Genomic DNA, 22,791 nt, shown 5'->3' with positions numbered 1-22,791 from the left:
CCGCCGGACAATACCAAAAACCAGAGGATAGCCTTCCATGGCGGACTACGAAATTTACGAACTGGGTGACTTCACCTTTCAGAGTGGCGCAACGCTTCGCGAGTGCAAGCTCGCCTACAAGACCTTCGGCAAGCTCAACGCGGCCAAGGACAACGTCATCGTTTACCCGACCTGGTATTCCGGCCAGCACGTCGACAACGAATGGTTGGTCGGCAAGGGCATGGCGCTGGATCCCGATGAGTATTTCATCGTGATTCCGAACATGTTCGGCAACGGCTTGTCATCATCGCCGTCCAACACGCCCGAGCCCTACAACGCGGCGCGGTTTCCGAAAGTGACTGCCTATGACAACGTCCGCGCACAGCACCAGCTCATGACACAGAAGTTCGGTGTCGAGCGCATCAAGATGGTCACGGGCTGGTCCATGGGAGCCCTGCAGACCTTCCACTGGGGCGCGATGTATCCCGACATGGTCGAGAGGATCGTGCCGTTTTGCGGGTCCGCCAAATGCTCCCGGCACAACTTCGTGTTCCTGGAAGGGGTGAAAGCGGCCCTGACAGCCGATGCCGCCTTTCTGGAAGGCTGGTACGAGAAAAAGCCGGAACGAGGGCTTCGGGCGATGGCGCGTGTCTATGCCGGTTGGGGGTTCTCGCAATCCTTCTACCGGGAAGAGCTGGACCTGAAGACGCTTGGATATTCCTCGCTGGAGGATTTCCTGGTTGCGTTCTGGGAAGGATTTTTCCTTCCCAAGGACGCCAACAACCTGCTGGCCATGCTCTGGACCTGGCAGAACGGCGATATCAGCGCCAACGACATCTACCATGGCGATTACAAGAAGGCGCTGGGGGCAATACAATCGAAGGCATATGTGATGCCCGGCCGAACGGATCTATACTTCCCGCCGGAAGACAGCGAAATCGAAGTCGCGAACATGCCGAATGCGACGTTGATTCCGATTGAATCCATATGGGGACATTTTGCAGGTGGGCCGGGCACCAGCCCGGTTGATGTGGCGTTTCTGGACGGGAAGCTGAAGGAAATACTTGCGGGTAGTGCCTGACAGGCAAGGCCAGTCCGGCCGGCCGCTTTGGCGGCCGGCGCAGGACTGAAAGGGGAGAGTTTGGGTTGACCAGTTCATGCAAAACTTCCGAACCGTGGCGCGTCGGTGTGCTGTTCTCGCAATCCGGCTACATGTCGGTGATCGAGGAAACCCAGTTGCGCGGGACGTTGACGGCGATCGATGAAATCAATGATAGCGGCGGGATCAACGGACGGCCCATCGAGCCGATTATCTATGACCCGGGTTCGGACTCACGCAACTACGGGCTTCTTGCAAAGAAGCTTATGGTCGAGGACGGCTGCAGCACGATATTCGGCTGTTACACCTCGTCCAGCCGCAAGGCCGTTCTGCCCGTGGTTGAGCGACTGAACGGCCTGTTGTGGTATCCGACGCTTTACGAAGGCTTCGAGTTTTCCTCCAACGTGATCTACACGGGAGCAACACCCAACCAGAACAGTGTCCAGCTGTGCCGGATCCTGATGGAGCTCTACGGAACGCGGTTCTATTTCGTGGGGTCGGACTACATCTATCCGCGCGAATCCAATCGCATCATGCGGGAGCTGATCCGCAACAACGGCGGCAGTGTCGTCGGCGAGAGTTATGTCCGGCTGGGAGCGGACAGAAATTCCTTCGTACCGATCATGCGCGAAATCCGGCAGCTGCAGCCGGACGTGATCTTCTCCACGGTGGTCGGAAACACGACCACATATCTCTACCAGGCCTATGCCGATCTCGGCATCGACCCGAGGGTGATGCCGATCGCCAGCCTGACGACCACTGAGGCCGAGATCCGGGCGATGGGATATGATGTCGGCGACGGCCATCTGACCGCCGCTTCCTATTTCCAGGGTGTCGGTAACGACCGCAATGCGACCTTCATCGACCGTTACAAGAAGCGCTACGGCGAGGACGAGCCGACCAACATGTGTCTGGAGGCGTCTTATTTCCAGGTGAATGTCTTCGCCAAGACCCTTGCCGAGACCAACTCCATGGACACCTCGATGATCCGCCAGTCGGTCATGGGATCGGAATTCGATGCCCCGCAGGGCGAAGTTTCCATCAACCCCGTGTGGGGCCATGCCGACCTGTGGACCCGCATCGGCCGCGCGAACCGCAGCGGCCAGTTCGATATCGTTTTTGAATCGCCCTCCAGCGTGAAGGCGGATCCTTACTTGATTGGGTACGGCCGATGCCTCGAATACAGCTGACACAAACCTCCCGAAGAACCTGGACAAACAAGCAGACAACCGGGGAGACACTGGAAATGGATACAACCGCGGCGGCCAAGACCAAGCGTCCGCTTTCGCAACGAACGTCGGCAGCGGCTGCCATGCGCAAGAACGCCACCGCGACAACTCCGCATCAGAACCTCAGGATCGTAGTAATCGTCGAACCCGATGCGGATGGCGAACGCCTGATCCGGGAGTTGCAGCGCCTGCGTTGCGAGGTGCGCCATATCTGGCCGATCCCGCCTCAGTTGCCTGTCGATTGCGATCTTGTGTTCTGCACGCTGGTCGAGGACATGCCCAAACGTATCCCCTGGTTGCCGGGAGAGCCGGAAGCCGGTCTGGTGTTGGTGGATCGGGGTGTCAGCAATCTGGATCTCAAGCTGATCCATAATTGCGCCGCCCATGGCGTGCTGCACTATCCGGTCGTCCAGCGCGCGGTCCAGACTTGTGTCGCTCTGGCGCGCGAGCACTTTCTTTACGAGCGTCGACTAAGAAACCGGATCGATAAACTTGATGAAAATCTCAGAACAATGCGCCTTGTTGAGCGTGCAAAGTCTCTGTTGGTTCGCGTCAAGAATGTAAGCGAAGAGGAAGCTTACAACTATTTGCGCCGACAGGCGATGGAACGGCGTGTAACTATTGGCGCAGTTGCAAATGCGATAATTGACTCGCACGAACTTCTTAGCTAATCTTTCAGAGTTATTCGTGGCAACAGCGCCACGTACATCCGGGTAAAAGAGCCCCACGGTTTTCGTCTTGGCGGAACGTGGGGTTTTTTGTTGTCTGAAATTCAGACATTTCCCTCAGCGGCACCATAGCCGCGTTCACAAAAATCAGAGGCGACGATGCCCCGAACGAGCTGCCGCAAGGCAGGGCGGACGGGGCTTTTTTTGTTTATGGAGCAGCAACGTGAAAACCAACAGGCGCAATTTTCTTCTCGGGTCGGCCGCTTTCGGGGCAGCCGGTCTCGGCACCTTCCCGCATATCTGGAGCAAGAACAGCGGGCTGGCGCGCGCCGCCGGCGGCCAGATCAAGGTGGGGGTTCTGTTCTCCCTGACCGGGACGACTGCGATTATCGAAGAGTCGCTCAACAAGGCGACGATCATGGCGATCGAGGAAATCAACGCCGCCGGCGGTGTGAACGGCATGGAGATCGTTCCGGTGGTCGAGGACCCGGCTTCTGATCCGGCGACTTTCGCGGAGAAGGCGCGCAAGCTTGTCCTCCAGGACAAATGCGTTTCGGTCTTCGGCTCCTATACCTCGGCCAGCCGGAAGGCCGTGCTGCCCGTGTTCGAAAAGCGGGACAATCTCTATTGGTATCCGACCCTGTACGAGGGGCGCGAGTGCTCGAAGAATGTCATTTACACAGGTGCTGTTCCCAATCAGCAGCAGGACGAGTTCGTGCCCTGGCTGGTGAAGAATTTCGGCAAGCGCTGGTACCTGATCGGGTCGAATTACATCTATCCGAAGGAAGAGAACAACTACTGCAAGAAGTTGCTGGCCGAACTTGGAGCCGAAGTGGTTCACGAGGAATATGTGCCGCTCGGCCATTCGGAATTCTCATCCGTCATCAACAAGCTGAAGGCGGAAAAGCCGGACGTGATCTTCTCGACGGTGGTCGGTGATTCCGTTGTCGCCCTGCACCGGCAGTATCATGCGGCCGGTCTCGACCCGGAAAAGATGCCGATGGCCAGCCTGACCACCTCGGAAAACGAAGTGGCGGCGATGGGCGGTGCCGCTGCCGCGGGGCATTTCACCTCCGCACCATATTTCATGGTCTGGGATTCACCGGAAAACCAGAAATTCGTCGAGGCCTACAAGTCCCGCTGGGGCGGCGACAAGGTCACGCATTTCGTCTCCGAGCCGTCCTATTTCCAGGTGCATCTGTTCAAGCAGGCCGTCGAGAAACTGTCGCCGGACGATATCGATCCCACCACCATCCGCGAGGCCGTCAAGGGCGAGCAGTTCAACGCGCCGCAGGGACTGGTCAAGATCGAGGGCGAGAACCTTCATACCTGGCTGAGACCGAAGATCGGCCAGTGCAAGTCGGATGGCCAGTTCGAGATCCTGCAACAATCCGCCGACTGGCTCGAGCCCATTCCCTACAAGGCCTACGACGGCCAGGTCTGCACCGCTGACGGTCTGAAGAGCAGCTGACGCGCGCAATCGGGCGGTGTGTCGTCACGCCGCCCGGCTTTTCCGTGACCTGATGTTTTCCAGACCTTGAAGGCTTGCAGATGGAACTTGTCGTCTCCCAACTCCTGACCGGTCTCAGTATCGCTTCGATCCTGATGCTGGTCGCCCTTGGCCTCGCCGTCATCTACGGCGTGACCGGGGTCATCAATCTCGCGCATGGCGAATTCGTCATGCTGGGCGCCTATTGCGCCTGGTTCCTGCAGTCCCAGCTTGGCATGGGATTGCTGGAAAGCCTGATCCCGATCTTTTTCATTCTTGCGGTGTTCGGTTGGGCCGTGGAAGCCCTGGTCATCCGCCATCTCTACGACCGGCCGCTCGACACCATCCTGGCGACCTGGGGTATTGGCGTGATGGCGCAGCAGGCGATCCGGCTGATTGCCGGTGGTGAGCTGCGTTATGTCGAGATCCCGGCGTTCCTCAATGGCAGCGTGTCCCTGTTTGGCGCGAGCGAGCCCGCCTACCGGCTGTTCATCCTCGGTCTTGCGCTTGTCCTCTTCGGGCTCACCTGGGTCATCTACCGGCGCACCAGCTTCGGGCTGAAACTGCGCGCGATTACCCAGAACCGGGAGATCGCCTCCAGCTTCGGCATCAATTCCGCCCGCATCTACCGGTCGACCTTCGCCTATGGCGCCGGCATCGCCGGTCTCGCCGGTGCGCTCGTGTCGCCGCTGAAGAGCGTCTCTCCGGAAATGGGGACGACCTACGTTGTCGACGCCTTCATGGTGGTTGTCCTTGGTGGTGCCCAGAGCCTGCTCGGCACTGTCGCAAGCTCCGGGATCCTGGGTGAACTTTCGGGTTTCCTGGCCTTCCACAGCAACGACACCCTGGCCAAGGCGCTGGTCCTGCTGGCGATCGTCATCCTCATCCGCTTTCGGCCCGAAGGCCTGTTCTCGACCCGTGTGCGCTCGTGATCACGGCCGGAAAAAGGATCGCAATTCAATGAACCTGACTGGAAAATCAACAGCACGGCTGGTGCTCTATCTGGCGTTCTGTGCAGCCATCTTGCTCGTGCCGTCCGTGCTGGACGATGCGTTTCTCCTGAACAAATATTCCCGCTACCTGGTCTTCGCCATCCTGGCAGTCTCGCTCAGCCTCTCCTGGGGCTACGCCGGAATTCTCAATCTCGGCCAGGCAGCCACCTTTGGCCTGGGGTCCTATGCCATGGCCATGGGCCTCAAGCTTCGCACCGTGCCGGTACATACCGGCAGCGAAGGGCTTCCGGACTTCATGGTCTGGAACAATGTCACCGAACTGCCCTGGTTCTGGGCGCCGTTTCACTCCATGACCTTCGCCATTCTGGCGGGCCTCCTGATCCCTGCCGCCTTTGCTGCGCTGCTCGGCTGGTTCATGTTTCGCGGGCGCATCACCGGTGTCTATGCGTCTATCATCACGCTGGCCGTTCTGGTGGTGGTCAATCTCCTGATCATCGATCAGCAGCGCTACACCGGCGGCTTCAACGGCATCACGGATCTCGCCCAGTTCGAGGTGGCCGGTTTCTTCTTCGACGCCTATTCCGCGACAACCTATTACCTGGTCGCGCTGTGCCTGTGTGCCGTGCTGCTCCTGTCGCTCGCGGTTACCCGCAGCAAGACCGGCATGATCCTGCAAGCGATCCGCGATCAGGAAAACCGGGTCCGCTTCTTCGGCTACGACGTCGCGCTCTATCAGATCTTCGTCTTCTCGCTGTCGGCCGGCATCGCCGGTCTGGCAGGCATGCTCTACACGATCGTGATGGAATTCGCCTCGCCGACATTCCTTAGCGTGCCGCTTAGTCTTTCCGTGGTGATCTGGGTCGCCGTGGGCGGCCGGCAGAGCCTTCTGGGGGCTGCCATCGGAGCCCTGATCGTGACGGGCGTCCAGGGTGCCCTGTCGGAATCCGAAGTCTTCCTGGAAAGCTGGATGCTGATCATGGGGGGGCTGTTCGTCCTCGCTGTCCTGTTTCTGCCGAAAGGCATTGCAGGTGCCGTCTCGATGGCCGTCGACCGGCTGCCCTTTTTTGCCGGCAGCGCCAGAAAATCCGCGAGCAATGTCATGAAAACCACGGAGGCGGCGTCATGAAGACAGCAACCGACCACCTCAGCCTTCGGGACGTCAGTGTGTCCTTCGGCGGTTTCCAGGCGATCTCAGGACTGTCGCTGGATGTGAACAGCGGCGAACTGCGGTGCCTGATCGGACCGAACGGTGCTGGCAAGACCACGGCGCTCGACCTGATCTGCGGCAAGACCCGTGTGACCTCCGGCGAGATCCGCTTCAAGGGCGAGGCGATCCATACCCTGAAGGAATATCAGATCGCCCGCGTCGGTATCGGGCGCAAGTTCCAGGTGCCGAGTGTCTTCCGCGAACTGACCGTTCGGGAAAACCTGAATATCGGTCAATCACGAAACACCGGCGTACTGGCCAACCTCGTGCGTTTCGGTGCAAGTCACGACGACGAGGAAATCGAACGTCTTGCGGTTCTGGTCGGCCTTCAGGACGATCTCGATCTTGCTGCCGGACATCTGTCTCACGGTCAGACGCAATGGCTGGAGATCGCGTTGATCCTGGCCCAGAACCCGACACTCATCCTGATGGACGAGCCGACAGCAGGCATGACCGCGCAGGAAACCGGCAAGACGGCCGAGCTGTTCAACAGGCTACGGGGCGAGCACACGCTGATTGTCGTCGAGCACGACATGGGATTCGTGCGCGACATCGCTGAAACCATTTCGGTCATGCACCAGGGCAAGCTGCTTGCCGAAGGTTCGCTGGAGGAAGTCTCCAGCGACCCGCGGGTGAAGGAAGCATACCTTGGAACGAAGGAGGCCGGCCATGCTTGAGCTGAACGGTCTCGATGGTTTCTACGGCCGAAGCCGTGCGCTCCAGTCCGTTTCCATGGACATTGACGAGGGTGATTTTTTCTCCGTTCTCGGCCGCAACGGCGTGGGCAAGACGACGCTTCTTCGCAGTGTCCTCGGGTTGATGAGCCGCACGTCCGGTTCGGTCAAACTGGACGGAATGGAATTGAACAGCCTGCCGACGCACGCAAGAGCGCTCGCCGGCATCGGCTATGTCCCGCAAGGCCGCGGCATCCTGCCGGCCTTCACCGTGCGCGAGAACCTGATGATCGGCACCTTCGCCGCCCAGTCGGGCCAGGGTGAGATCGCCGACTGGGTGCTGGAGCTGTTTCCGATCCTGAAGGAGTTCCTGAACAGGCGGGGCGGCAACCTTTCCGGAGGTCAGCAGCAGCAGCTTGCAATCGGTCGGGCGCTTCTTTCCCAGCCCAAGGTGCTTCTTCTCGATGAGCCGACGGAAGGCATCCAGCCCAACATCGTCGAGCAGATCGAGGATGTCCTGATCGACCTGAACCGAACCAGGGGCCTCACCATCGTTCTGGTGGAGCAGAACCTCACTTTCGCACGCCGGGCCTCGAACCGGTTCGCGATCCTCGACCGCGGCACCGTCGCGGTCACTTCCGGCATTGCCCAACTGTCCGACGACCTTGTCCACGAACACCTCGTGGTCTGAGGCGCGGCAACCTGTTCCTAGAAGGAGGAATTGATGTATCACGGTGATATTTCCAGCAGCAACGACACCGTCGGCGTGGCGGTGGTCAACTACAAGATGCCGCGTCTGCATACCCGCGAGGAAGTGCTGGCCAATGCCCGCAACATCGCGGACATGATCGCGGGAATGAAGGTCGGCCTTCCGGGCATGGACCTGGTGATCTTCCCGGAATATTCCACCCACGGGATCATGTATGACCCCAAGGAGATGTACGAAACCGCTTCCCAGGTGCCTGGAGAGGAAACGGCCATCTTCGCAGAAGCCTGCAAGAAGGCGAACGTCTGGGGCGTGTTCTCCCTGACAGGCGAGCGACACGAGGATCACCCAAACAAGGCGCCTTACAACACGCTCATCCTGATGAACAACAAGGGCGAGATCGTCCAGAAATACCGCAAGATCATGCCCTGGGTGCCGATCGAAGGCTGGTATCCGGGCGATTGCACCTACGTCTCGGAAGGCCCGAAGGGGATGAAGATCAGCCTGATCATCTGTGACGACGGCAACTATCCGGAAATCTGGCGTGACTGCGCCATGCGCGGGGCGGAACTCATCATCCGCTGCCAGGGCTACATGTATCCGGCCAAGGAGCAGCAGATCCAGATTTCCAAATCCATGGCCTGGGCGAACAACTGCTATGTGGCGGTTGCAAACGCCGCCGGCTTCGATGGCGTCTATTCCTATTTCGGCCATTCGGCCCTGATCGGTTTCGACGGCCGGACGCTGGGGGAATGCGGCACCGAAGAAAACGGCATTCAATATGCCCAGATGTCGGTGTCGGGGATCCGCGATGCCCGCAAGAACATGCAGTCGCAGAACCACCTCTTCAAACTGCTGCACCGTGGCTACACCGGCACGATCAACTCCGGTGATGGCGACAAGGGCCAGGCAGCCTGCCCCTATAATTTCTACGCCAACTGGGTGAACGATCCGGAAGGAACGCGGGAGATGGTCGAGGCCATGACCCGCACGACGGTCGGCACCGAGGAATGTCCGATGGAAGGCATCCCGAACGGCGCAAGCACCCACCGCTAGGGCTCAGGTCCAATCCGGGCGGGAAGTCTCTCGCCCGGTTCGAAATCGATCAGCTCTTGCCGCAGGCCAGCAACCTGGCGGCACGCGCTGATCCGGCGATCCTCCCGAGCGATGCGGTTCGCAGCGCCGCATCCTCCTGGCGCTGCAGCGATTTCCCCCGCTGCAGCGTCTTCAACAGGAAGTCCAGGAATGAATGCACCGATAGCTGGTCCGGTTGAGGACCCGATTGACGCCTATCGCATTGTCAGCGAACCCTTTTATCGCCCCTTTGCACAGGAGGTCGGCCATTATGAAGCCGCCTATGCCGCACGGTTGCCGATCCTTCTGAAGGGGCCGACGGGATGCGGCAAAACGCGGTTTGTCGAGCACATGGCCTGGCGGCTGAAGCGTCCTCTCGTCACGGTGTCCTGTCATGAGGACATGACCGCGTCGGATCTGGTCGGACGGTTTCTGCTGGATGCCGACGGTACCGTCTGGCACGACGGACCGCTGACGGCGGCCGTCCGACACGGTGCGATCTGTTATCTCGACGAAGTGGTGGAAGCGCGGCAGGACACGACGGTCGTCATCCATTCCCTGACTGACCATCGCCGCCATTTGCCGCTGGAAAAGAAGAATGAACTGGTCCAGGCGCATCCGGACTTCCAGCTCGTGATCTCCTACAACCCCGGCTATCAGAGTGTGCTTAAAGATCTGAAGGAATCCACCCGGCAGCGGTTCTGCGCGATTTCCTTCGACTATCCTGATGCGGCAATCGAAGCGGAAATCGTGGCGCGCGAAGCCGGTGTCGAGCCTGAAACAGCAAGGGTTCTTGTCCGGGTTGCGGAAAGATCCCGGAACCTCAAGGGTCACGGACTGCGCGAAGGTGCATCGACGCGCATGTTGATTGCAGCCGGTCAGCTGACAGCGCAAGGCGTGCCGCTGGAAGAGGCCTGTCAGATTGCCATCGTGCTGCCGCTCGTAGATGAGCCGGAGATCCGCGCTGCGATGTCCTCCGCTGTTTCTGCCTGCCTGTAAGACATGGCGGCGACGATGACCGAGACTGCCACGGCGAAGACCAACACCGTTGAGACGCGCGAATATGAACGGCAATTGTCTGCCGTCTGGACTAAAGCCCTGTCTCGGATTGCCCAGGCCGGTTACGGCGAAACCGTAACGCAAGCCTATCGTACTTGTGGCCCGATGGTTGCGGAGGCGGTTTCGGAAGAAGCCGCAGCCGATCTCGGACGCCTGGTTTCCTGGATTGCCATTCGTTCCGGCCGGCGCGCATCGGCAAGGGTGCCGCATACAGCGGCTCGCGCAGCGCAGTACTTGAAGACGTTCACTGCTTTTTCGGAGTGGTGCGCTCTTTTGGAACGGACCGGACGCGACTTGCCAGAAGCCGTTGAAGCACTGCTTGAGACGTCTGACAGATCCCTGGCAGAAATCGGCTTGTCCGGCTACAGGACATTCGTCGGCATGGGGTTGGCACTCAGACTGACGAACCGTGAAAAGGCGCGGTTGTTTCTCGCTGGCGAAGACCCGGAAGCGCGGCACTTTCTTGACCGGCAGTCGTCAGACTTGCGATTTGACGACGAAGAGCTTCGGTTGAATACGTTTCATGCCGCCTTGTGGGGGCAGCTTCCGCCCATTGTCGAAACCCCGGCCACAGCTCCGGAGCAATTGCGTCGCAGGGCCGGGTTCGGGCGGGATGGCATTCGTCTGCCGTCGGGGTTTCCGGGTTTCGACCGCGCGGACAGCCTGAAGCTTTATCATGCGGCTCTTGCCCATGTCGGCGCTCACATTGCCTTCACCCGGCAGGTGTTTGAGCGAAAGTCCCTGAAACCCTTGCAAGTCGCCGTTATCTCCTTGCTTGAAGATGCGCGGGTCGAACGGCTCGCTCTGCAAAAGATGCCGGGACTGAGGTCTCTCTGGAGCAGCTTCCACACCATCGATGCACGCTCCGCAGACCTGGCGACAACCTTGATGGCTCGGTTGTCGCGCATGCTGATAGATCCGGATTACAGCGATGCGAACGGTTGGGTGGAGAAAGGAAAACGCCTGTTCGAGGAAGCCTTTGCGGCGACCCCCAACGACCAGACCTTCTGCCGAAGAATTGGCGGACTGCTTGCCAACGATCTGGGGCAGATGCGGCTGCAGTTCGACGCCCGCACCTATGTGGTGCAGCCGGCCTACCGGGACGACAACCTCGGTATCTGGACCTTCGACGAGGAGCCGGACCTGATCGAGATGGATGTTGCGGTTGAAACGGAAGGTGTGCGCCTGGAGCAACAAGAACGCGACGAGGCCGAGCGGCAGGAGCCCGAAGAGGACGAAAAGCGCGAGGAAGAGGCCGCGGCAGCGGAAAAGCTAAGGCTTCGAGATGAGGACGCGGTAACCCGGCTGATCACCTATCCCGAATACGATCATGTCAGTCGCCGCATGCGCCCGGACTGGTGCACTGTTCATGTCACTGAGGCACCGCGAAAGGCGGCAACCGGTCTGTTGCGGAGCCTCGCGCAAGAAACCAGGATACAGAGTTCTCTCATCTCTCTGATCTCCGGTGCCAATGTGAATGCGTTCCAGCGGGAGCGCCGGCTGGAAACCGGTGACTTTCTCGACCTGGATGCATGCATCGATGCCCAGGCAAGTCGCCGCAACCGGGAGATACCCGATCCGAGGATCTTCGGCCGGAAGAGTTGCAAGGGACGGGACCTGGACATCCTGTTGCTGATCGACCAGTCACACTCCACCGGCGAGCCGGCAGGCGAGGGGGGCGCCAGCATTCTCGATCTTGAACGCCTGTCTGCCGCAATAATGGCCGGGGCGATGGAGACGACCGGCGACAATTGCGCACTAGCAGGGTTCTGCTCGGACACTCGGGAGACGGTCCGATATGCGCGGATCAAGGACTTCGGCCAACCGGTCGACCAAGGCGTGTATGAACGCTTGGCCGGTCTGGAAAGTGCTTTCTCGACCCGGCTGGGCCCGGTTATGCGTCACGGTGGGCGTGAGCTTGCCGAAAGGACGGCATATCGAAAAGTATTGCTGGTGGTGACTGACGGCGAGCCGTCCGATATTGACGTCGATGATCCGGATTATCTCCTGGAAGACGCCCGTTTCGCCTTGCGCGAATTGGCGATGGCCGGCATCGATGTTTTCTGTTTCTCGCTCGGCGACAACCGCAACGATTATTCCGGCAGAATTTTTGGCGGCAAGAATGTCAGAAAGCTCGCGGACCTTTCCAGGCTTCCTGGAGCTCTGCTTGGGCTCTATGGGGAGTTGAAAAAGTAGGAGCAGCCTCTGGTGAGCTGCTCTCATTTTGCCGGATTGCCAGTTCTGTGGTGAACCTTGCGCCAGTCCTGTGCGAGCTCTGATCGCCTGTTCTGACCGTACCGATTCTGTTGAAACATCAGAAAATCTGCCTTTAACCGGCAAAACACCCGGAAAAGTTTCAAGGAAGATTTTGCGTGGGTTTAAACTCAGCCAGTGTTCTTAAAATGTGGCCGGTCCATCACCGGAGACCTCGCGGCAGGATTCGATGGGAATTTAAGTATTTGAAATAAATAAGGAAAAAATAGAATCAGCTAGAATGATGCTCTGGAACTGGCAAAGATTGGCACACCCGTCGGGTCGGAAAGTTTCGTAGAGGCATCTGGAATGCCGGTTCAACCAGGCCGGGTTAGGGTTTCGTTAACTTAAATTTCCTTGCACCATCTGCTGGAATCCTGCATCCATGACGGAGTTACCGCTCATATCGGGCACGAAACCGTCAGAGGGCATTAATGGCCGTTACCGAACAATTTTCCGGTGGACGCGATACGACCGCAAAAATCGAAAGTTTCACGCAGAAGCTTTCTGACCGTTTGCAGACGATGCGCGAAATGACCTACCCGCCGGAAGCCCGCAAGGTTTTCGGCCGGACGTTTTCCACGACGGATCTGGTTCGTCTGCTGGGCGTGCCGGAAAGCACGCTTCGCACCCTGACGCTGGAAGGCAAGGGCCCGCAGCCGCATCGCGCCGAAAACAACCGCCGGATCTATACAGTCGATCAGGTTTGGGAACTGAGGGCATTCCTCGCGGAACTCAGGCCTGACGATGCGCATCGCCTCGTGCCTCATCGCCGACCGGGAGAGAAACTGCAGGTCGTTGCTGCTGCGAACTTCAAGGGTGGCAGCTCTAAGACGACCACGTCCGTTCATCTGGCCCATTACCTGGCTATCCAGGGCTACCGGGTGCTGTGTGTCGACCTGGATCCCCAGGCCTCCATGACCACGACCTTCGGCATTCAGCCGGATCGTGATCTTCGGTCCGGCGAAGACGATGACGAACGGACCGACACGACCTACGACGCTTTGCGCTATGACAATTACCGCGTGCCGTTCTCCGAGGTCATACGCGAGACCTACTTCCCGGGCATTCACCTTGCCTGCGGCAACCTGCGCCTGATGGATTTCGAATACGATACGCCGACGGCGCTTGCCGAAAGGACGACCGACGAGCTTGGCCTGTTCTTCCAGCGCCTCGATGCCGTGATCCAGTCGGTTGAAGAGCACTATGACGTCGTTGTCCTCGATACGCCACCTTCGCTCGGCTACACGACGATGGCGGCTCTCTACGCGGCAACGGGCCTGATCATCACCGTACACCCGGCCATGCTCGACGTCTCGTCTTGCTCCCAGTTCCTGAAGATGATTTCGGATGTGACCCATACGTTGTCCGAAGGCGGTGCGGTTTTCGAACATGACTTCACCAAGTTTCTGCTGACCAGGGTCAACCCCAACGACGGGCCGCAGAAGATCATGTCCGGCACCATGCGGGACTTGTTCGGGACCGACGTCCTTGTGGCCGAGGCGATTGAATCGACCGCCATCGCATCTGCCGGCGTTGCCAAGAAAAGTCTCTACGAGATCGAATCCGGTGAAGTCGGCCGGGAAACCCTGAAGCGGGCGCTGGAAAGCGCAGACCGCGTCAACGCCGAAATTCTCGATCTGATCAAGAGTGTATGGGGCAGGGAGGTTTGACGATGAAAAAGTCGATCGTCAAAATGATGTCCGACGCGGCGGCTGCAGCTGCCGACAAGAAGGAGCCGCCCAAACCGGTTGCGGGCCAGAAGGTAACCGCACCCGTCGTGAATTCCATGGGGCGCGCCTTGTCGCATATGCGCGAGGACAGCATCGTTGCCCTTGATCCGTCGAAAATCGACCCAAGCCCGTTTTCCGATCGCTTCGAAACAGACCTCGAAGCGCAGGAGGCTCTCGAGGAACTCAAGCTTTCGATCCAGGATGAGGGGCAGAGGATCCCTGTTCTGGTGCGGCCGCACCCCACGGAACGGGACCGCTATCAGCTGGCCTATGGACACCGCAGGTTGTTTGCCATTCAGACATTGATGGCGGAAGCCGGCAAACCGGAGACGTTCAAGGTCAAGGCGTACGTTCGCAAGCTGAGCGATGCCGAGCTGATCAAGGAACAGTCGCTTGAAAACGGCGTCCGCGAAAACCTGACCTTCGCAGAGATGGTCCTGTGGGCTGTGCAGCTGCGCGAAGCAGGGCTCAAGCAGCGCGAGATGCAGCCGGTGCTCGGCCAGGTTCAAACGGTCATTTCCAATATGCGGAAGATCGCCGACAGCATCCCGCACGACATCATTCGCGCGATTGGCCGTGCCAGGAATGTCGGCCGGCCGGCATGGATGGAACTGGCAAAGCTGTTTGAAGACCCTGCCGCCGAACAGCGCGTTCGATCCGTCATAGACGGTGAGGATTTCAGGCTGGCTGCTGCGCAGGACAGAATGTCCATGGTAACGCAGGCCGCAAGAGGCAAACCAAAGAAGGCTGCACCGGCAACACAGTCTGCAGCAGAAATCACATCGAACGGAACGGTACTGGCAAAACTGAAGAGAACATCGGCGGCAACCGTGTTCTCGATACCGAAATCCGAAGCTGAATTCAGTCACTGGCTGGAGGAGAACCTTCCGGACGTCTATCGCGATTTTCTGCGGCAACGGCAGGAAACGGGACGTACGAAAGGCTGAGGATGGTCGCGGCATACTTCGAAAGGGCATGCCGGGCGCACAATGATCCGGGGCAGGTGTTCAGGTGTCGTCCCGGGCCATATCGGCAAGAGGCCGGATTTCGGCCAGGCCCCGTGAGGAAGGAGACGGTGCGAGAGAAATAGAGACCAAATGAAAAGAGACCGAAACGGCGGCAACCGTTCAGTCTCTTTAATCACGGTTCAACTTGGAACGTCCAAACAGGAACCTCAACACTTCCCTGTTTTAGGCGAATTCCGAATCACGCGCAAGATCCATCTTGTGTGAACGGTGGATTTCTGCCGATTTCCCGAAGTTGAACCTCCTGAAACGCATAACGCCGCACGTTGGCTCGTGTCGGTGAACGGAGGTTGTCATGCCTGCTGTTTCGAACGTCTCTTCCTTCCGGAAGGTGACGCCGGGGATACTTGCGTCCCAGCGTCTGGCAATGTCGAACGACATTCCCGATATTGGAAAATCCGAAGTCGCTATTGCCTTGAAACGTGCGGCCCAGCCGATCGGTCTCACGTCGACTGCCTACCATGTCCTGGACATCCTGCTTGGCCTGTCAAAGCCGGACGACTGGAAAGGGGACAACAGGCCTGTCGTTGCCATCTCCAACGAGAAGCTTGCCTCATATGTCGGCAAGAGTGAACGAACGGTCATTCGCGCCATCAAGCAGCTGGTCGAGGCCCGTATTCTCGCCTACAGGGACAGTTCTACCGGCCGCAGGTGGGTGCACCGCAACGACAGTGGCGACATTACCTTTGCCTATGGTCTCGATTTCACGCCGGCAAGAGTGCGATACCGAGAAATCAAGCGCCTGGCCGACGAATGGCAGGCTCATCTCAATGCGGTCCGGGAAGCCAAACGGACGGTCATGAGGATCTCCAGGGCGATTGTCGACATCGTCGATGCAACGAAAGACGTCGACCTGACAGACTTTCTGGATCAGATGGCAGGCATTCTGGACGCGGAGACTGATGTTCAGGCAAAAGCTCAGGCGTTGCTGGACCTTTACGACCTGGTGATGGAAGCTCTGAAGGAGGCCTCCAATACACAGTCAACAGCACATAAATATGGGGATTCGTCATGCGAAGATGACATCAATGTCACCCCTATATTTAATACAAACTCACCAGACTCTTGTTCAAATAACCGGACATCTGCTCACGCAGATGAAATCAAAAACAAGACTGACGTCGCCTACGGCGCCGAAATAGCTCCTAAAAGGGAGCAAGCGGAGCGAGGTGGGGGCTCCAACAGAGGATATACACTGCAGAAAGGCTCCGGTAAGGCGGATTTTGTCCGATCGGAAACCCTGGACGCTGTTTCGATCTCTTTGCTGGAAAGCGCATGTACGTCGATCCAGGGCGATTTTGGGCTATCTCTCAAAAGCTGGCCGGACCTCATTGCCGCAACCGACGTGCTGCGGATCGGTATCGGATTAAGTGAAAAAGGCTTTACCGAAGCCTGCGGAAGGCTGGGGCGGCATGTTGCGGCGGCAATTCTGGCAATGGTGGCCGAAAAGGCCTTGCGGGATCCGGAAAAAATCAGCTCGCCCGGCGGTTACTTCCGGGCATGTTGTGAACGGGCGACCGAAGGCAAACTTGCGCTGGCAAAATCCCTGTTCGGCCTCGCTGCGCGCTGATCGGGCGCGGCGGGGAGCGGGATCCTCTGGTGCGAGTACTGCTTCCGGGCAGGGGGCGCCAAAATGAAGGGATCTTGAAACTTTGCGGTCTTCCCGGGAGTGCTGATCCTGCACATACACGGATAATCGCAACAGGGCACGTCGGTGGCGCTGGTTTCGAGCCTTCATAAACTTGCCTTACGCATGGCCGACTTTTGTCAAAACGACGCCTCATTCCTGCGATCCTGTTCCCAACCTGGAAGCCCGGTGTTTTGCACCATGAACTAATTTGTCCGTTCGTTCGTCTTTCAACGACAACGAAGCAAGACCGACTGGAAACTTCATGAGCAGATCTGTTTTCATTGCACTTTTTTTCATGGCATTTGTCCAAAGCGCTTATGCGAAATCCAGTGACCTTAAGAACCACCGGGGCGACCCTGAAGAATTCAGTTTTGCGACGGTGATCGCGAAGGCTCGGGAACTCGGGACAAGACCGTATGAAGCGCAAAAAGTGCGATCTGAAGATCTTCTGGAGGAAATTGACTACGACGCGCATTGGAAGATCAGCTTTCGCAAGTCGGCCACCCTGGAGCTGGTACCAGGCGTCCCAATTCAGTTTTTTCACCTGGGCCGCTTCTTCAAGCAACCGGTCAAGCTGAACGAAGTCGCTGATGGCTTTTCCCGAGAAATTCTCTATTCACCTGACTACTTCGACATGCCGCATGACAGTCCGGCGCGAAAGTTGCCCGAAAATCTCGGATTTGCCGGGTTCCGCGTCATGCGGGAGGATTTGAAAACCGACTGGGTTTCCTTCCTGGGCGCATCCTATTTCAGGACAGATGGCCAGTCTCGCCAGTATGGGCAGTCGGCGCGCGGACTTGCCCTTAACACCGGACTTTCGATGCCGGAGGAATTTCCCAGATTTACGGAATTCTGGTTCGAACCATCCGCATCGACAGATGACGGTTTGGTTGTCTATGCACTTCTTGATAGCCCATCTGTCGCCGGCGCCTATCGAATGCACATGAAAAATGAGGAGGGCAGTGGGCAGGTCATGGATGTGACAAGCCACCTATTCTTCCGAAAGTCCGTGGAAAGACTGGGAGTAGCGCCACTCACAAGCATGTACTGGTACTCTGAGTCCAATCGCCTGAAAGGCCGGGATTGGCGCCCGGAAGTACACGATACCGATGGTCTTGCGATGATTAGCCAGTCGGGAGAGATGATATGGCGCCCCCTCAACAACCCGTCCGAAGTTCGCACGTCCACATTTCGGGCGGACAATGTGAGAGGATTTGGCCTCGCACAACGAGACCGGGAGTTTGAGAACTTTCAGGATGACGGAGTGTTTTATGATCGTCGGCCGTCCGTCTGGATCGAACCTGGCGAACCGTTTGGAAAGGGCGTGGTTCAACTGGTGGAGATCCCGACGGACGACGAGATCTATGACAACATAGTCGCTTATTTTTTACCGGACGAACTGCCGAAAGCGGGCGACGAACGTACGTTTTCCTACCAGATGACATGGCGTGATCAGCATCCGCTGCCTCAGTCAGGTGCTCAGGTTTTCGCAACCCGTATCGGCCAGGGAGGAATTCCCGGACAACCTCGACCGAAGGACCAGATGAAAGTCGTGGTCGAATTCCAGGGCAATTCCTTGAACGGGATGAAGAAGAAGGACGAGGTTGAGGCCGTTGTGGAGCTTTCCAAGGGCGAGCCGATAAATCTTTTCGTTCAACCTGTCGTCGGTACGGATCGTTGGCGCTTGACGTTCGATGTCAAGATCGACGGGCGTGACCCGGTGGAGGCGCGCGCTTTTCTGAAAGGCGGCGATGATGTCCTGAGTGAAACCTGGCTCGGGCAACTGATAGCGGAGCACCTGGAATTGGAATAAATCCCCGGTGTGGCAAAGGGCACAGTTACCAGGTGCGGGAATACCGAGCCTTGAATACCGAACTGGGGTTTTGTGTCTGTATTTCCCTGATGCTTGCCCGAAGTGTGAAGGCTTTGGTCAAGGGTTGTTGCAACGAAACGCTCGAGTGCCACACGGCGTCGTCTTTTGAGTTGTTGAATTCCGCTGCCAGGACTGTCGCGGTCCGGCCCAGAGACACTTCCACGCTCTTGGTGGTATTCCAGTCAATATCATTCGTCTCGAAACCGGGCGTCCGGAAAGAATAGGAATCTCGCAAGATCAGGTTGGCGTGCCTTGTGAGTTTGATTTTCTTTCCTGCAGTGAATCTGGTCGATGCAAGGTCGCTGTCTGGGTCAAAGCGCAAGGTCAGGTCCGTTTCGTCCATTCCTGCCAATTTGTAGTCGTCTTCGAAACGCAGTCGTGTCCATAGCGTTCCACTCGGTACGTAGCTGCGTGGCGCATTGAGCACATGCCTGGGCAATGCTGCTGGCATCTTGATATCCGATCCGAATGCAGGCCGGCCCGGAACAGGAAGCTGAGCGCCTACCGTCATGTTGTAGGAACTTTCAGATGGCTTTGAAAAAGACCAGACGTAAGGTTTGATATTCTCATCGTGAACAGGCGTGACTGTTGCGGAGTCCGCTGCCGCAGTGCCCGTGATTATGCCCTTGATTACGGAAACTGCCAGTAGGTAACTCGGTGTGCGCATGTTCTATTATCGAGAGCTTGAGGTCGCTTGCTGTCGGTCTGACGGGATGAAACTGAGTGAACTTGATTCCGAAAAGGTTAATGCAACATTGCCCAATGATACCTTGCGAAAGTTACCTAGGTTTTGAAATATATATCTCTAAGTGTCAGAGTTGATTGATTGAAATCACTTCCGCTGATCATGAGAACATGGAAATACGTATGGAATGAGTTCCACTTTTGCTGTGGAAATACACTGATTTCATAACCGCCGGGTTGATAAAAACCGCGTCTCGCGGACTTGCAACGTGGCTATCTTTTGTGGATCCGGCTCGAGGCATTTGATTGTTCTGCAAACCCAGGCCTGTCGGCAAGTTAACGAGCACCTTTTCCACCGGAATTGCGTTGGTCTTCAAAGACGTTCACGGCGCTGAAGAATCTTCGAAAACTGAAGATCGGCTCACAGAGAATGCCCTGCAGGTACAGCTACGCGTTCTTGGGAAGCTCAGTACTCCCGATCTCAGTTTCAATTTATGGCTGCAAATGAGAGCAGTACATTCACATTCTGTTTCAATCTTGAAATGCGCCGGAACTCGGTGATTTCCGGAGCGTTACTCCCATATCGTCGCCCCATCCCCATCAGATACCGGCGACTTCAATCTGGGAGAGTTACAATGCTACGTGAACTAGTCACTGCGTCCGCAATCGGACTGTTCATGGTCGGCGGTGCGTATGCGCAAAGCTCGACTGAAGTACCTACAACTACCGTGCCAACAACTCCTGCCACCCCTGAGCCCGTTCTAATGGTGAAAAAGGCAGAAGGACATCTGGCCACGGACCTCCTTGGCCGAACGGTCTACAATGGTACGAGCGAAGAGTCTGAAGCAATTGGCGACGTCAACGACTTCACTGTGGGTCCTGACGGTCAGATTCAGGCAATCGTGATCGGAGTCGGAGGCTTTCTTGGCCTGGGCGAGAAAAACGTCGCGATCGAGTACGGCCTTGTGAAGTTCGAAGATCGCAACGATAGCGAGGTGCTGGTGGTTGAAACGACCGCAGAAAAGCTGGATGCGCTGGAGCCCTTCGAGGAAGCTGCAAATCGGCCTGTTCCAGCTGATGAAAGCGTGAATGAAACCAGGCCGGCAACCGCTCAGGATCTGAACAATGCGCCGGTCGAGAAAGCTCCTGAGGAGCTGATTGATTCCGAAGCGGATAGAAACGTTACGCCTGCAAACTGACATCACGACCAGAAAAGCGCGGGCCGCATTCCGAAATGTCGCCCGCGCTAAAAATATTCCATAATCCAAATTACGCGATTCTCGCTTATAGCAGCCATTTAGTAATGCGACACTTGGGCCAGTTAGAGATGCGACACTTCCCGTCCGTCTGACGCTGGTCAATATCAACGTTGGAAGGAAGACTGGCTTCCGCACGCCTAAGCGCTGACGGAGCTGCAATGTCTTTGATCACCATGTCGCAACATGAACTGAACCGGCTGGAAGCCATCCAGAAGATCCGCGATCGAAGATTGAGTGTCGTTGACGCTGCCAGGCTTCTGAGCCTCAGCCGGAGCCAGGTCCATCGGCTCTTGCAGGCTTACGAGCGTGACGGTGCCGCTGGTCTTGTTTCCGGCAAGCGTGGCCGTCCCAGCAACCGCCGTCACAGCGACGAGTTTCGCAATGCCGTCCTCGACCTGGTGCGCGAGCGTTATCACGACTTCGGTCCAACCCTGGCCCGTGAGAAGCTGCTTGAGCTTCATCAGATTGCCGTCGGCAAAGAGACCTTGCGCCAATGGATGACGGAAGCTGGTATTTGGACATCGCGGCGCGAACGCAAGCAGCGGATCTTTCAGCCGCGCGGCCGGCGCGATTGCCTCGGTGAACTCGTCCAGATCGATGGTTCGCATCACTGGTGGCTCGAGAACCGCGGCCCCAAATGTGCCTTGCTTGTCTACATCGACGACGCGACCGGCAAGCTGCTACATCTGCGTTTTGCGTTATCCGAGAACACCTTCGACTACCTCCTGGCAACTAAGGCCTATCTGGAACAATGGGGAAAGCCGCTTGCATTCTACAGCGACAAACACGGGGTTTTCCGGACCACACATGCGTCCGAGATGGACCGGACCAGCGGGCTAACGCAATTTGGCCGCGCTCTTTACGAGCTCAACATCGACATCATCGGCGCCAACACCCCGCAAGCCAAAGGCCGGGTCGAGCGCGCCAACAGAACTCTTCAGGACCGGCTGGTGAAGGAATTGCGTTTGCGCGGTATCTGCACGCTTGAAGAGGCCAACGCATTCGCCCCGGAATTCATCGCGGATTTCAACGGTCGTTTTGGCAGGGAACCGCGCAATCCGAAGGACATGCATCGACCACTGGCCGATCATGAGAATCTGGATGGGGCCATGTGCCGGAAAGAAGTCCGCACGGTGTCACAGGCTCTGACGCTACGCTATGAGAAGGTGATTTTCATTCTGGATCCGACGGACTACGCCAAGACCCTGCCCCGCCAGAAGGTGATCGTCTGCGACTATCCCGATGGCCGGCTGGAGATCATGCATGAAGGCACAATTCTTCCCTATCGAGCCTTTGATACATTGCGCTCAGTTCATAGAAGCCCAGTGGTCGAGAACAAACGTCTGGACGATATTCTTTCGATTGTGGCTGAGATGCAGGACGGGCGCGAGCAACAACGGCGGAGGCAGCATGGTCCGAGCCGCCAAGGGCAAAAGGATCATATGTTCGGCATCCCGGATGGCAGGGTGAGCAACGGCTACCAGAAGCGCGGTCGCAAACCTGGTCGACGGACGGATTTCACGAATGATCCCGAGGTCAATGCTAAGAGGCAGAAGGCATTGGCGAGAATCGCTGCATGTGATTGATCGTTCGTTTAAAAGTAGATTTTTATTGCGTGTCTTCTATACCGATAGCAGTGAGGCTCGGTGCTATGATTGATATGTTTTCACCAAGTGCAGTAAAACGTGATCCTCCAGATATTGAGTTAGTCAAAGAAGTTACGCTGCAACAATTTTCGAATTGGCTAATGCGACATTTTGGAGCGCTGCCGCAACATCTTGTGGAGCCTATTCGTGATTTGACAACGCTTATGAGGGGACTTGCTCCGATTTATGAAGAACTGCGTGATGGCGACAGTTTATGGCTGTGTCGAAGCCGTGTAATTGGCCCGCTTCATGGACATGAAGGTATCGCTCTCGTTCGCGACAAACAGCCAGTAATCTACATTCGAATAATACAACGCTAAAGCACTCACCTAGCCTCAAAGGATAGCAGGACCTTATACGGGCTACCGTCTTAACGTTGCGACCACCCGCCCCCTCACCTCCCTTGCAACCCGGCCCAGCCGGTCGGATCGGGGGCTGACCGCTTCAGCGAGAGGCAAAGTCTGACTGTCGCATTTCTATCGGGCTGCGCATGTCACACGCCTATTCAGCTTCGACATCGCTTCCAGGCGGGTGCACGCTATCCCCACGTG

At 57.5% G+C, this 22,791-nt stretch carries 20 protein-coding genes; 18 read left to right on the top strand and 2 right to left on the bottom strand.

What is annotated here, in order from left to right; genetic code table 11:
- Positions 1–37: 37 nt before the first annotated feature.
- From ACYQ6M_RS26725 to ACYQ6M_RS26685, 9 genes are all read left to right on the top strand, one after another.
- The gene (locus ACYQ6M_RS26725) at positions 38–1,060 is read left to right on the top strand and encodes an alpha/beta fold hydrolase (protein ID WP_023001373.1); all 1,023 of its coding nucleotides are present in this window, start codon (positions 38–40) and stop codon (positions 1,058–1,060) included.
- Between the two features lie 65 nt (positions 1,061–1,125).
- Positions 1,126–2,268 carry a transporter substrate-binding domain-containing protein gene (locus tag ACYQ6M_RS26720; protein ID WP_055661029.1) on the top strand — a complete coding sequence of 381 codons (1,143 nt, stop codon included), beginning with the start codon at positions 1,126–1,128 and terminating at the stop codon, positions 2,266–2,268.
- A 56-nt stretch (positions 2,269–2,324) separates the two neighbouring features.
- Positions 2,325–2,978 carry an ANTAR domain-containing response regulator gene (locus tag ACYQ6M_RS26715; protein ID WP_168687642.1) on the top strand — a complete coding sequence of 218 codons (654 nt, stop codon included), beginning with the start codon at positions 2,325–2,327 and terminating at the stop codon, positions 2,976–2,978.
- 220 nt (positions 2,979–3,198) lie between these two features.
- Entirely contained in the window at positions 3,199–4,446 is a 1,248-nt protein-coding gene (locus ACYQ6M_RS26710) for a transporter substrate-binding domain-containing protein (RefSeq protein ID WP_023001370.1), read from the top strand.
- An 80-nt stretch (positions 4,447–4,526) separates the two neighbouring features.
- Positions 4,527–5,396 carry an urea ABC transporter permease subunit UrtB gene (gene urtB, locus ACYQ6M_RS26705; RefSeq protein ID WP_460076607.1) on the top strand — a complete coding sequence of 290 codons (870 nt, stop codon included), beginning with the start codon at positions 4,527–4,529 and terminating at the stop codon, positions 5,394–5,396.
- A gap of 28 nt (positions 5,397–5,424) precedes the next feature.
- The gene (gene urtC / locus ACYQ6M_RS26700; protein WP_023001368.1) at positions 5,425–6,543 is read left to right on the top strand and encodes an urea ABC transporter permease subunit UrtC; all 1,119 of its coding nucleotides are present in this window, start codon (positions 5,425–5,427) and stop codon (positions 6,541–6,543) included.
- Positions 6,540–7,301 (top strand): urea ABC transporter ATP-binding protein UrtD, encoded by a 762-nt coding sequence (urtD, locus tag ACYQ6M_RS26695; RefSeq protein WP_075283434.1) that lies wholly within the window; start codon positions 6,540–6,542, stop codon positions 7,299–7,301. Before urtC ends, urtD begins: the two co-directional genes overlap by 4 nt.
- The gene (gene urtE, locus ACYQ6M_RS26690) at positions 7,294–7,989 is read left to right on the top strand and encodes an urea ABC transporter ATP-binding subunit UrtE (protein WP_023001366.1); all 696 of its coding nucleotides are present in this window, start codon (positions 7,294–7,296) and stop codon (positions 7,987–7,989) included. The genes urtD and urtE overlap by 8 nt, the downstream gene beginning before the upstream one ends.
- Before the next feature lie 33 nt (positions 7,990–8,022).
- The gene (locus ACYQ6M_RS26685) at positions 8,023–9,060 is read left to right on the top strand and encodes an aliphatic amidase (protein ID WP_023001365.1); all 1,038 of its coding nucleotides are present in this window, start codon (positions 8,023–8,025) and stop codon (positions 9,058–9,060) included.
- A 49-nt stretch (positions 9,061–9,109) separates the two neighbouring features.
- Here the strand turns inward: ACYQ6M_RS26685 and ACYQ6M_RS26680 are convergent, their stop codons facing one another.
- A complete protein-coding gene (locus ACYQ6M_RS26680) occupies positions 9,110–9,259 on the bottom strand; it encodes a hypothetical protein (protein WP_206910519.1) in 150 nt (49 codons plus the stop codon).
- Here ACYQ6M_RS26680 and ACYQ6M_RS26675 point away from each other — a divergent pair.
- The 6 genes from ACYQ6M_RS26675 to ACYQ6M_RS26650 all read left to right on the top strand — a co-directional run bounded on the left by ACYQ6M_RS26675 (position 9,250) and on the right by ACYQ6M_RS26650 (position 18,591).
- On the top strand, positions 9,250–10,077 hold the full coding sequence (locus ACYQ6M_RS26675; protein WP_055661031.1) for a CbbQ/NirQ/NorQ/GpvN family protein: 828 nt from the start codon (positions 9,250–9,252) through the stop codon (positions 10,075–10,077). The genes ACYQ6M_RS26680 and ACYQ6M_RS26675 overlap by 10 nt on opposite strands.
- A 15-nt stretch (positions 10,078–10,092) precedes the next feature.
- Positions 10,093–12,333 carry a VWA domain-containing protein gene (locus ACYQ6M_RS26670; protein ID WP_460076601.1) on the top strand — a complete coding sequence of 747 codons (2,241 nt, stop codon included), beginning with the start codon at positions 10,093–10,095 and terminating at the stop codon, positions 12,331–12,333.
- A 491-nt stretch (positions 12,334–12,824) separates the two neighbouring features.
- Entirely contained in the window at positions 12,825–14,063 is a 1,239-nt protein-coding gene (gene repA / locus ACYQ6M_RS26665) for a plasmid partitioning protein RepA (protein ID WP_023001362.1), read from the top strand.
- 2 nt (positions 14,064–14,065) lie between these two features.
- On the top strand, positions 14,066–15,070 hold the full coding sequence (gene repB / locus ACYQ6M_RS26660) for a plasmid partitioning protein RepB (protein ID WP_460076598.1): 1,005 nt from the start codon (positions 14,066–14,068) through the stop codon (positions 15,068–15,070).
- Between the two features lie 373 nt (positions 15,071–15,443).
- Positions 15,444–16,718, top strand: a complete 1,275-nt coding sequence (gene repC, locus ACYQ6M_RS26655; RefSeq protein ID WP_460076595.1) for a plasmid replication protein RepC — start codon at positions 15,444–15,446, stop codon at positions 16,716–16,718.
- Between the two features lie 322 nt (positions 16,719–17,040).
- Positions 17,041–18,591: an OpgD/OpgG family glucan biosynthesis protein gene (locus ACYQ6M_RS26650; protein WP_460076593.1), complete on the top strand. Its 1,551-nt coding sequence runs from the start codon at positions 17,041–17,043 to the stop codon at positions 18,589–18,591.
- 25 nt (positions 18,592–18,616) lie between these two features.
- Here the strand turns inward: ACYQ6M_RS26650 and ACYQ6M_RS26645 are convergent, their stop codons facing one another.
- Positions 18,617–19,318 (bottom strand): hypothetical protein, encoded by a 702-nt coding sequence (locus tag ACYQ6M_RS26645; RefSeq protein WP_460076591.1) that lies wholly within the window; start codon positions 19,316–19,318, stop codon positions 18,617–18,619.
- Positions 19,319–20,012: 694 nt separating this feature from the next.
- On the opposite strand from ACYQ6M_RS26645, the gene ACYQ6M_RS26640 reads away from it, so the two are divergent.
- The 3 genes from ACYQ6M_RS26640 (at position 20,013) to ACYQ6M_RS26630 (ending at position 22,560) form a co-directional block, all read left to right on the top strand.
- Positions 20,013–20,534: a PRC-barrel domain-containing protein gene (locus tag ACYQ6M_RS26640; RefSeq protein ID WP_460076588.1), complete on the top strand. Its 522-nt coding sequence runs from the start codon at positions 20,013–20,015 to the stop codon at positions 20,532–20,534.
- A gap of 218 nt (positions 20,535–20,752) precedes the next feature.
- Positions 20,753–22,180 carry an ISNCY family transposase gene (locus tag ACYQ6M_RS26635; RefSeq protein ID WP_460076586.1) on the top strand — a complete coding sequence of 476 codons (1,428 nt, stop codon included), beginning with the start codon at positions 20,753–20,755 and terminating at the stop codon, positions 22,178–22,180.
- Between the two features lie 65 nt (positions 22,181–22,245).
- Complete coding sequence (locus ACYQ6M_RS26630) at positions 22,246–22,560, top strand: hypothetical protein (protein ID WP_152506522.1); 315 nt, start codon at positions 22,246–22,248, stop codon at positions 22,558–22,560.
- The last annotated feature ends 231 nt before the right edge of the window (positions 22,561–22,791 follow it).

It is taken from the genome of Roseibium sp. ROS1 (assembly GCF_054658215.1).
Note: the sequence above shows the minus strand (reverse complement) of the source record. Positions and strands in the feature narration are given on the sequence as shown.

Coding starts and splice junctions, on each gene's coding strand:
- ACYQ6M_RS26725 (WP_023001373.1), top strand. CDS start 38: ATGGCGGACTACGAAATTTACGAACTGGGTGACTTCACCTTTCAGAGT.
- ACYQ6M_RS26715 (WP_168687642.1), top strand. CDS start 2,325: ATGGATACAACCGCGGCGGCCAAGACCAAGCGTCCGCTTTCGCAACGA.
- urtB (WP_460076607.1), top strand. CDS start 4,527: ATGGAACTTGTCGTCTCCCAACTCCTGACCGGTCTCAGTATCGCTTCG.
- urtC (WP_023001368.1), top strand. CDS start 5,425: ATGAACCTGACTGGAAAATCAACAGCACGGCTGGTGCTCTATCTGGCG.
- urtD (WP_075283434.1), top strand. CDS start 6,540: ATGAAGACAGCAACCGACCACCTCAGCCTTCGGGACGTCAGTGTGTCC.
- urtE (WP_023001366.1), top strand. CDS start 7,294: ATGCTTGAGCTGAACGGTCTCGATGGTTTCTACGGCCGAAGCCGTGCG.
- ACYQ6M_RS26685 (WP_023001365.1), top strand. CDS start 8,023: ATGTATCACGGTGATATTTCCAGCAGCAACGACACCGTCGGCGTGGCG.
- ACYQ6M_RS26675 (WP_055661031.1), top strand. CDS start 9,250: ATGAATGCACCGATAGCTGGTCCGGTTGAGGACCCGATTGACGCCTAT.
- ACYQ6M_RS26670 (WP_460076601.1), top strand. CDS start 10,093: ATGACCGAGACTGCCACGGCGAAGACCAACACCGTTGAGACGCGCGAA.
- repA (WP_023001362.1), top strand. CDS start 12,825: ATGGCCGTTACCGAACAATTTTCCGGTGGACGCGATACGACCGCAAAA.
- repB (WP_460076598.1), top strand. CDS start 14,066: ATGAAAAAGTCGATCGTCAAAATGATGTCCGACGCGGCGGCTGCAGCT.
- repC (WP_460076595.1), top strand. CDS start 15,444: ATGCCTGCTGTTTCGAACGTCTCTTCCTTCCGGAAGGTGACGCCGGGG.
- ACYQ6M_RS26650 (WP_460076593.1), top strand. CDS start 17,041: ATGAGCAGATCTGTTTTCATTGCACTTTTTTTCATGGCATTTGTCCAA.
- ACYQ6M_RS26645 (WP_460076591.1), bottom strand. CDS start 19,318: ATGCGCACACCGAGTTACCTACTGGCAGTTTCCGTAATCAAGGGCATA.
- ACYQ6M_RS26640 (WP_460076588.1), top strand. CDS start 20,013: ATGGTCGGCGGTGCGTATGCGCAAAGCTCGACTGAAGTACCTACAACT.
- ACYQ6M_RS26635 (WP_460076586.1), top strand. CDS start 20,753: ATGTCTTTGATCACCATGTCGCAACATGAACTGAACCGGCTGGAAGCC.
- ACYQ6M_RS26630 (WP_152506522.1), top strand. CDS start 22,246: ATGATTGATATGTTTTCACCAAGTGCAGTAAAACGTGATCCTCCAGAT.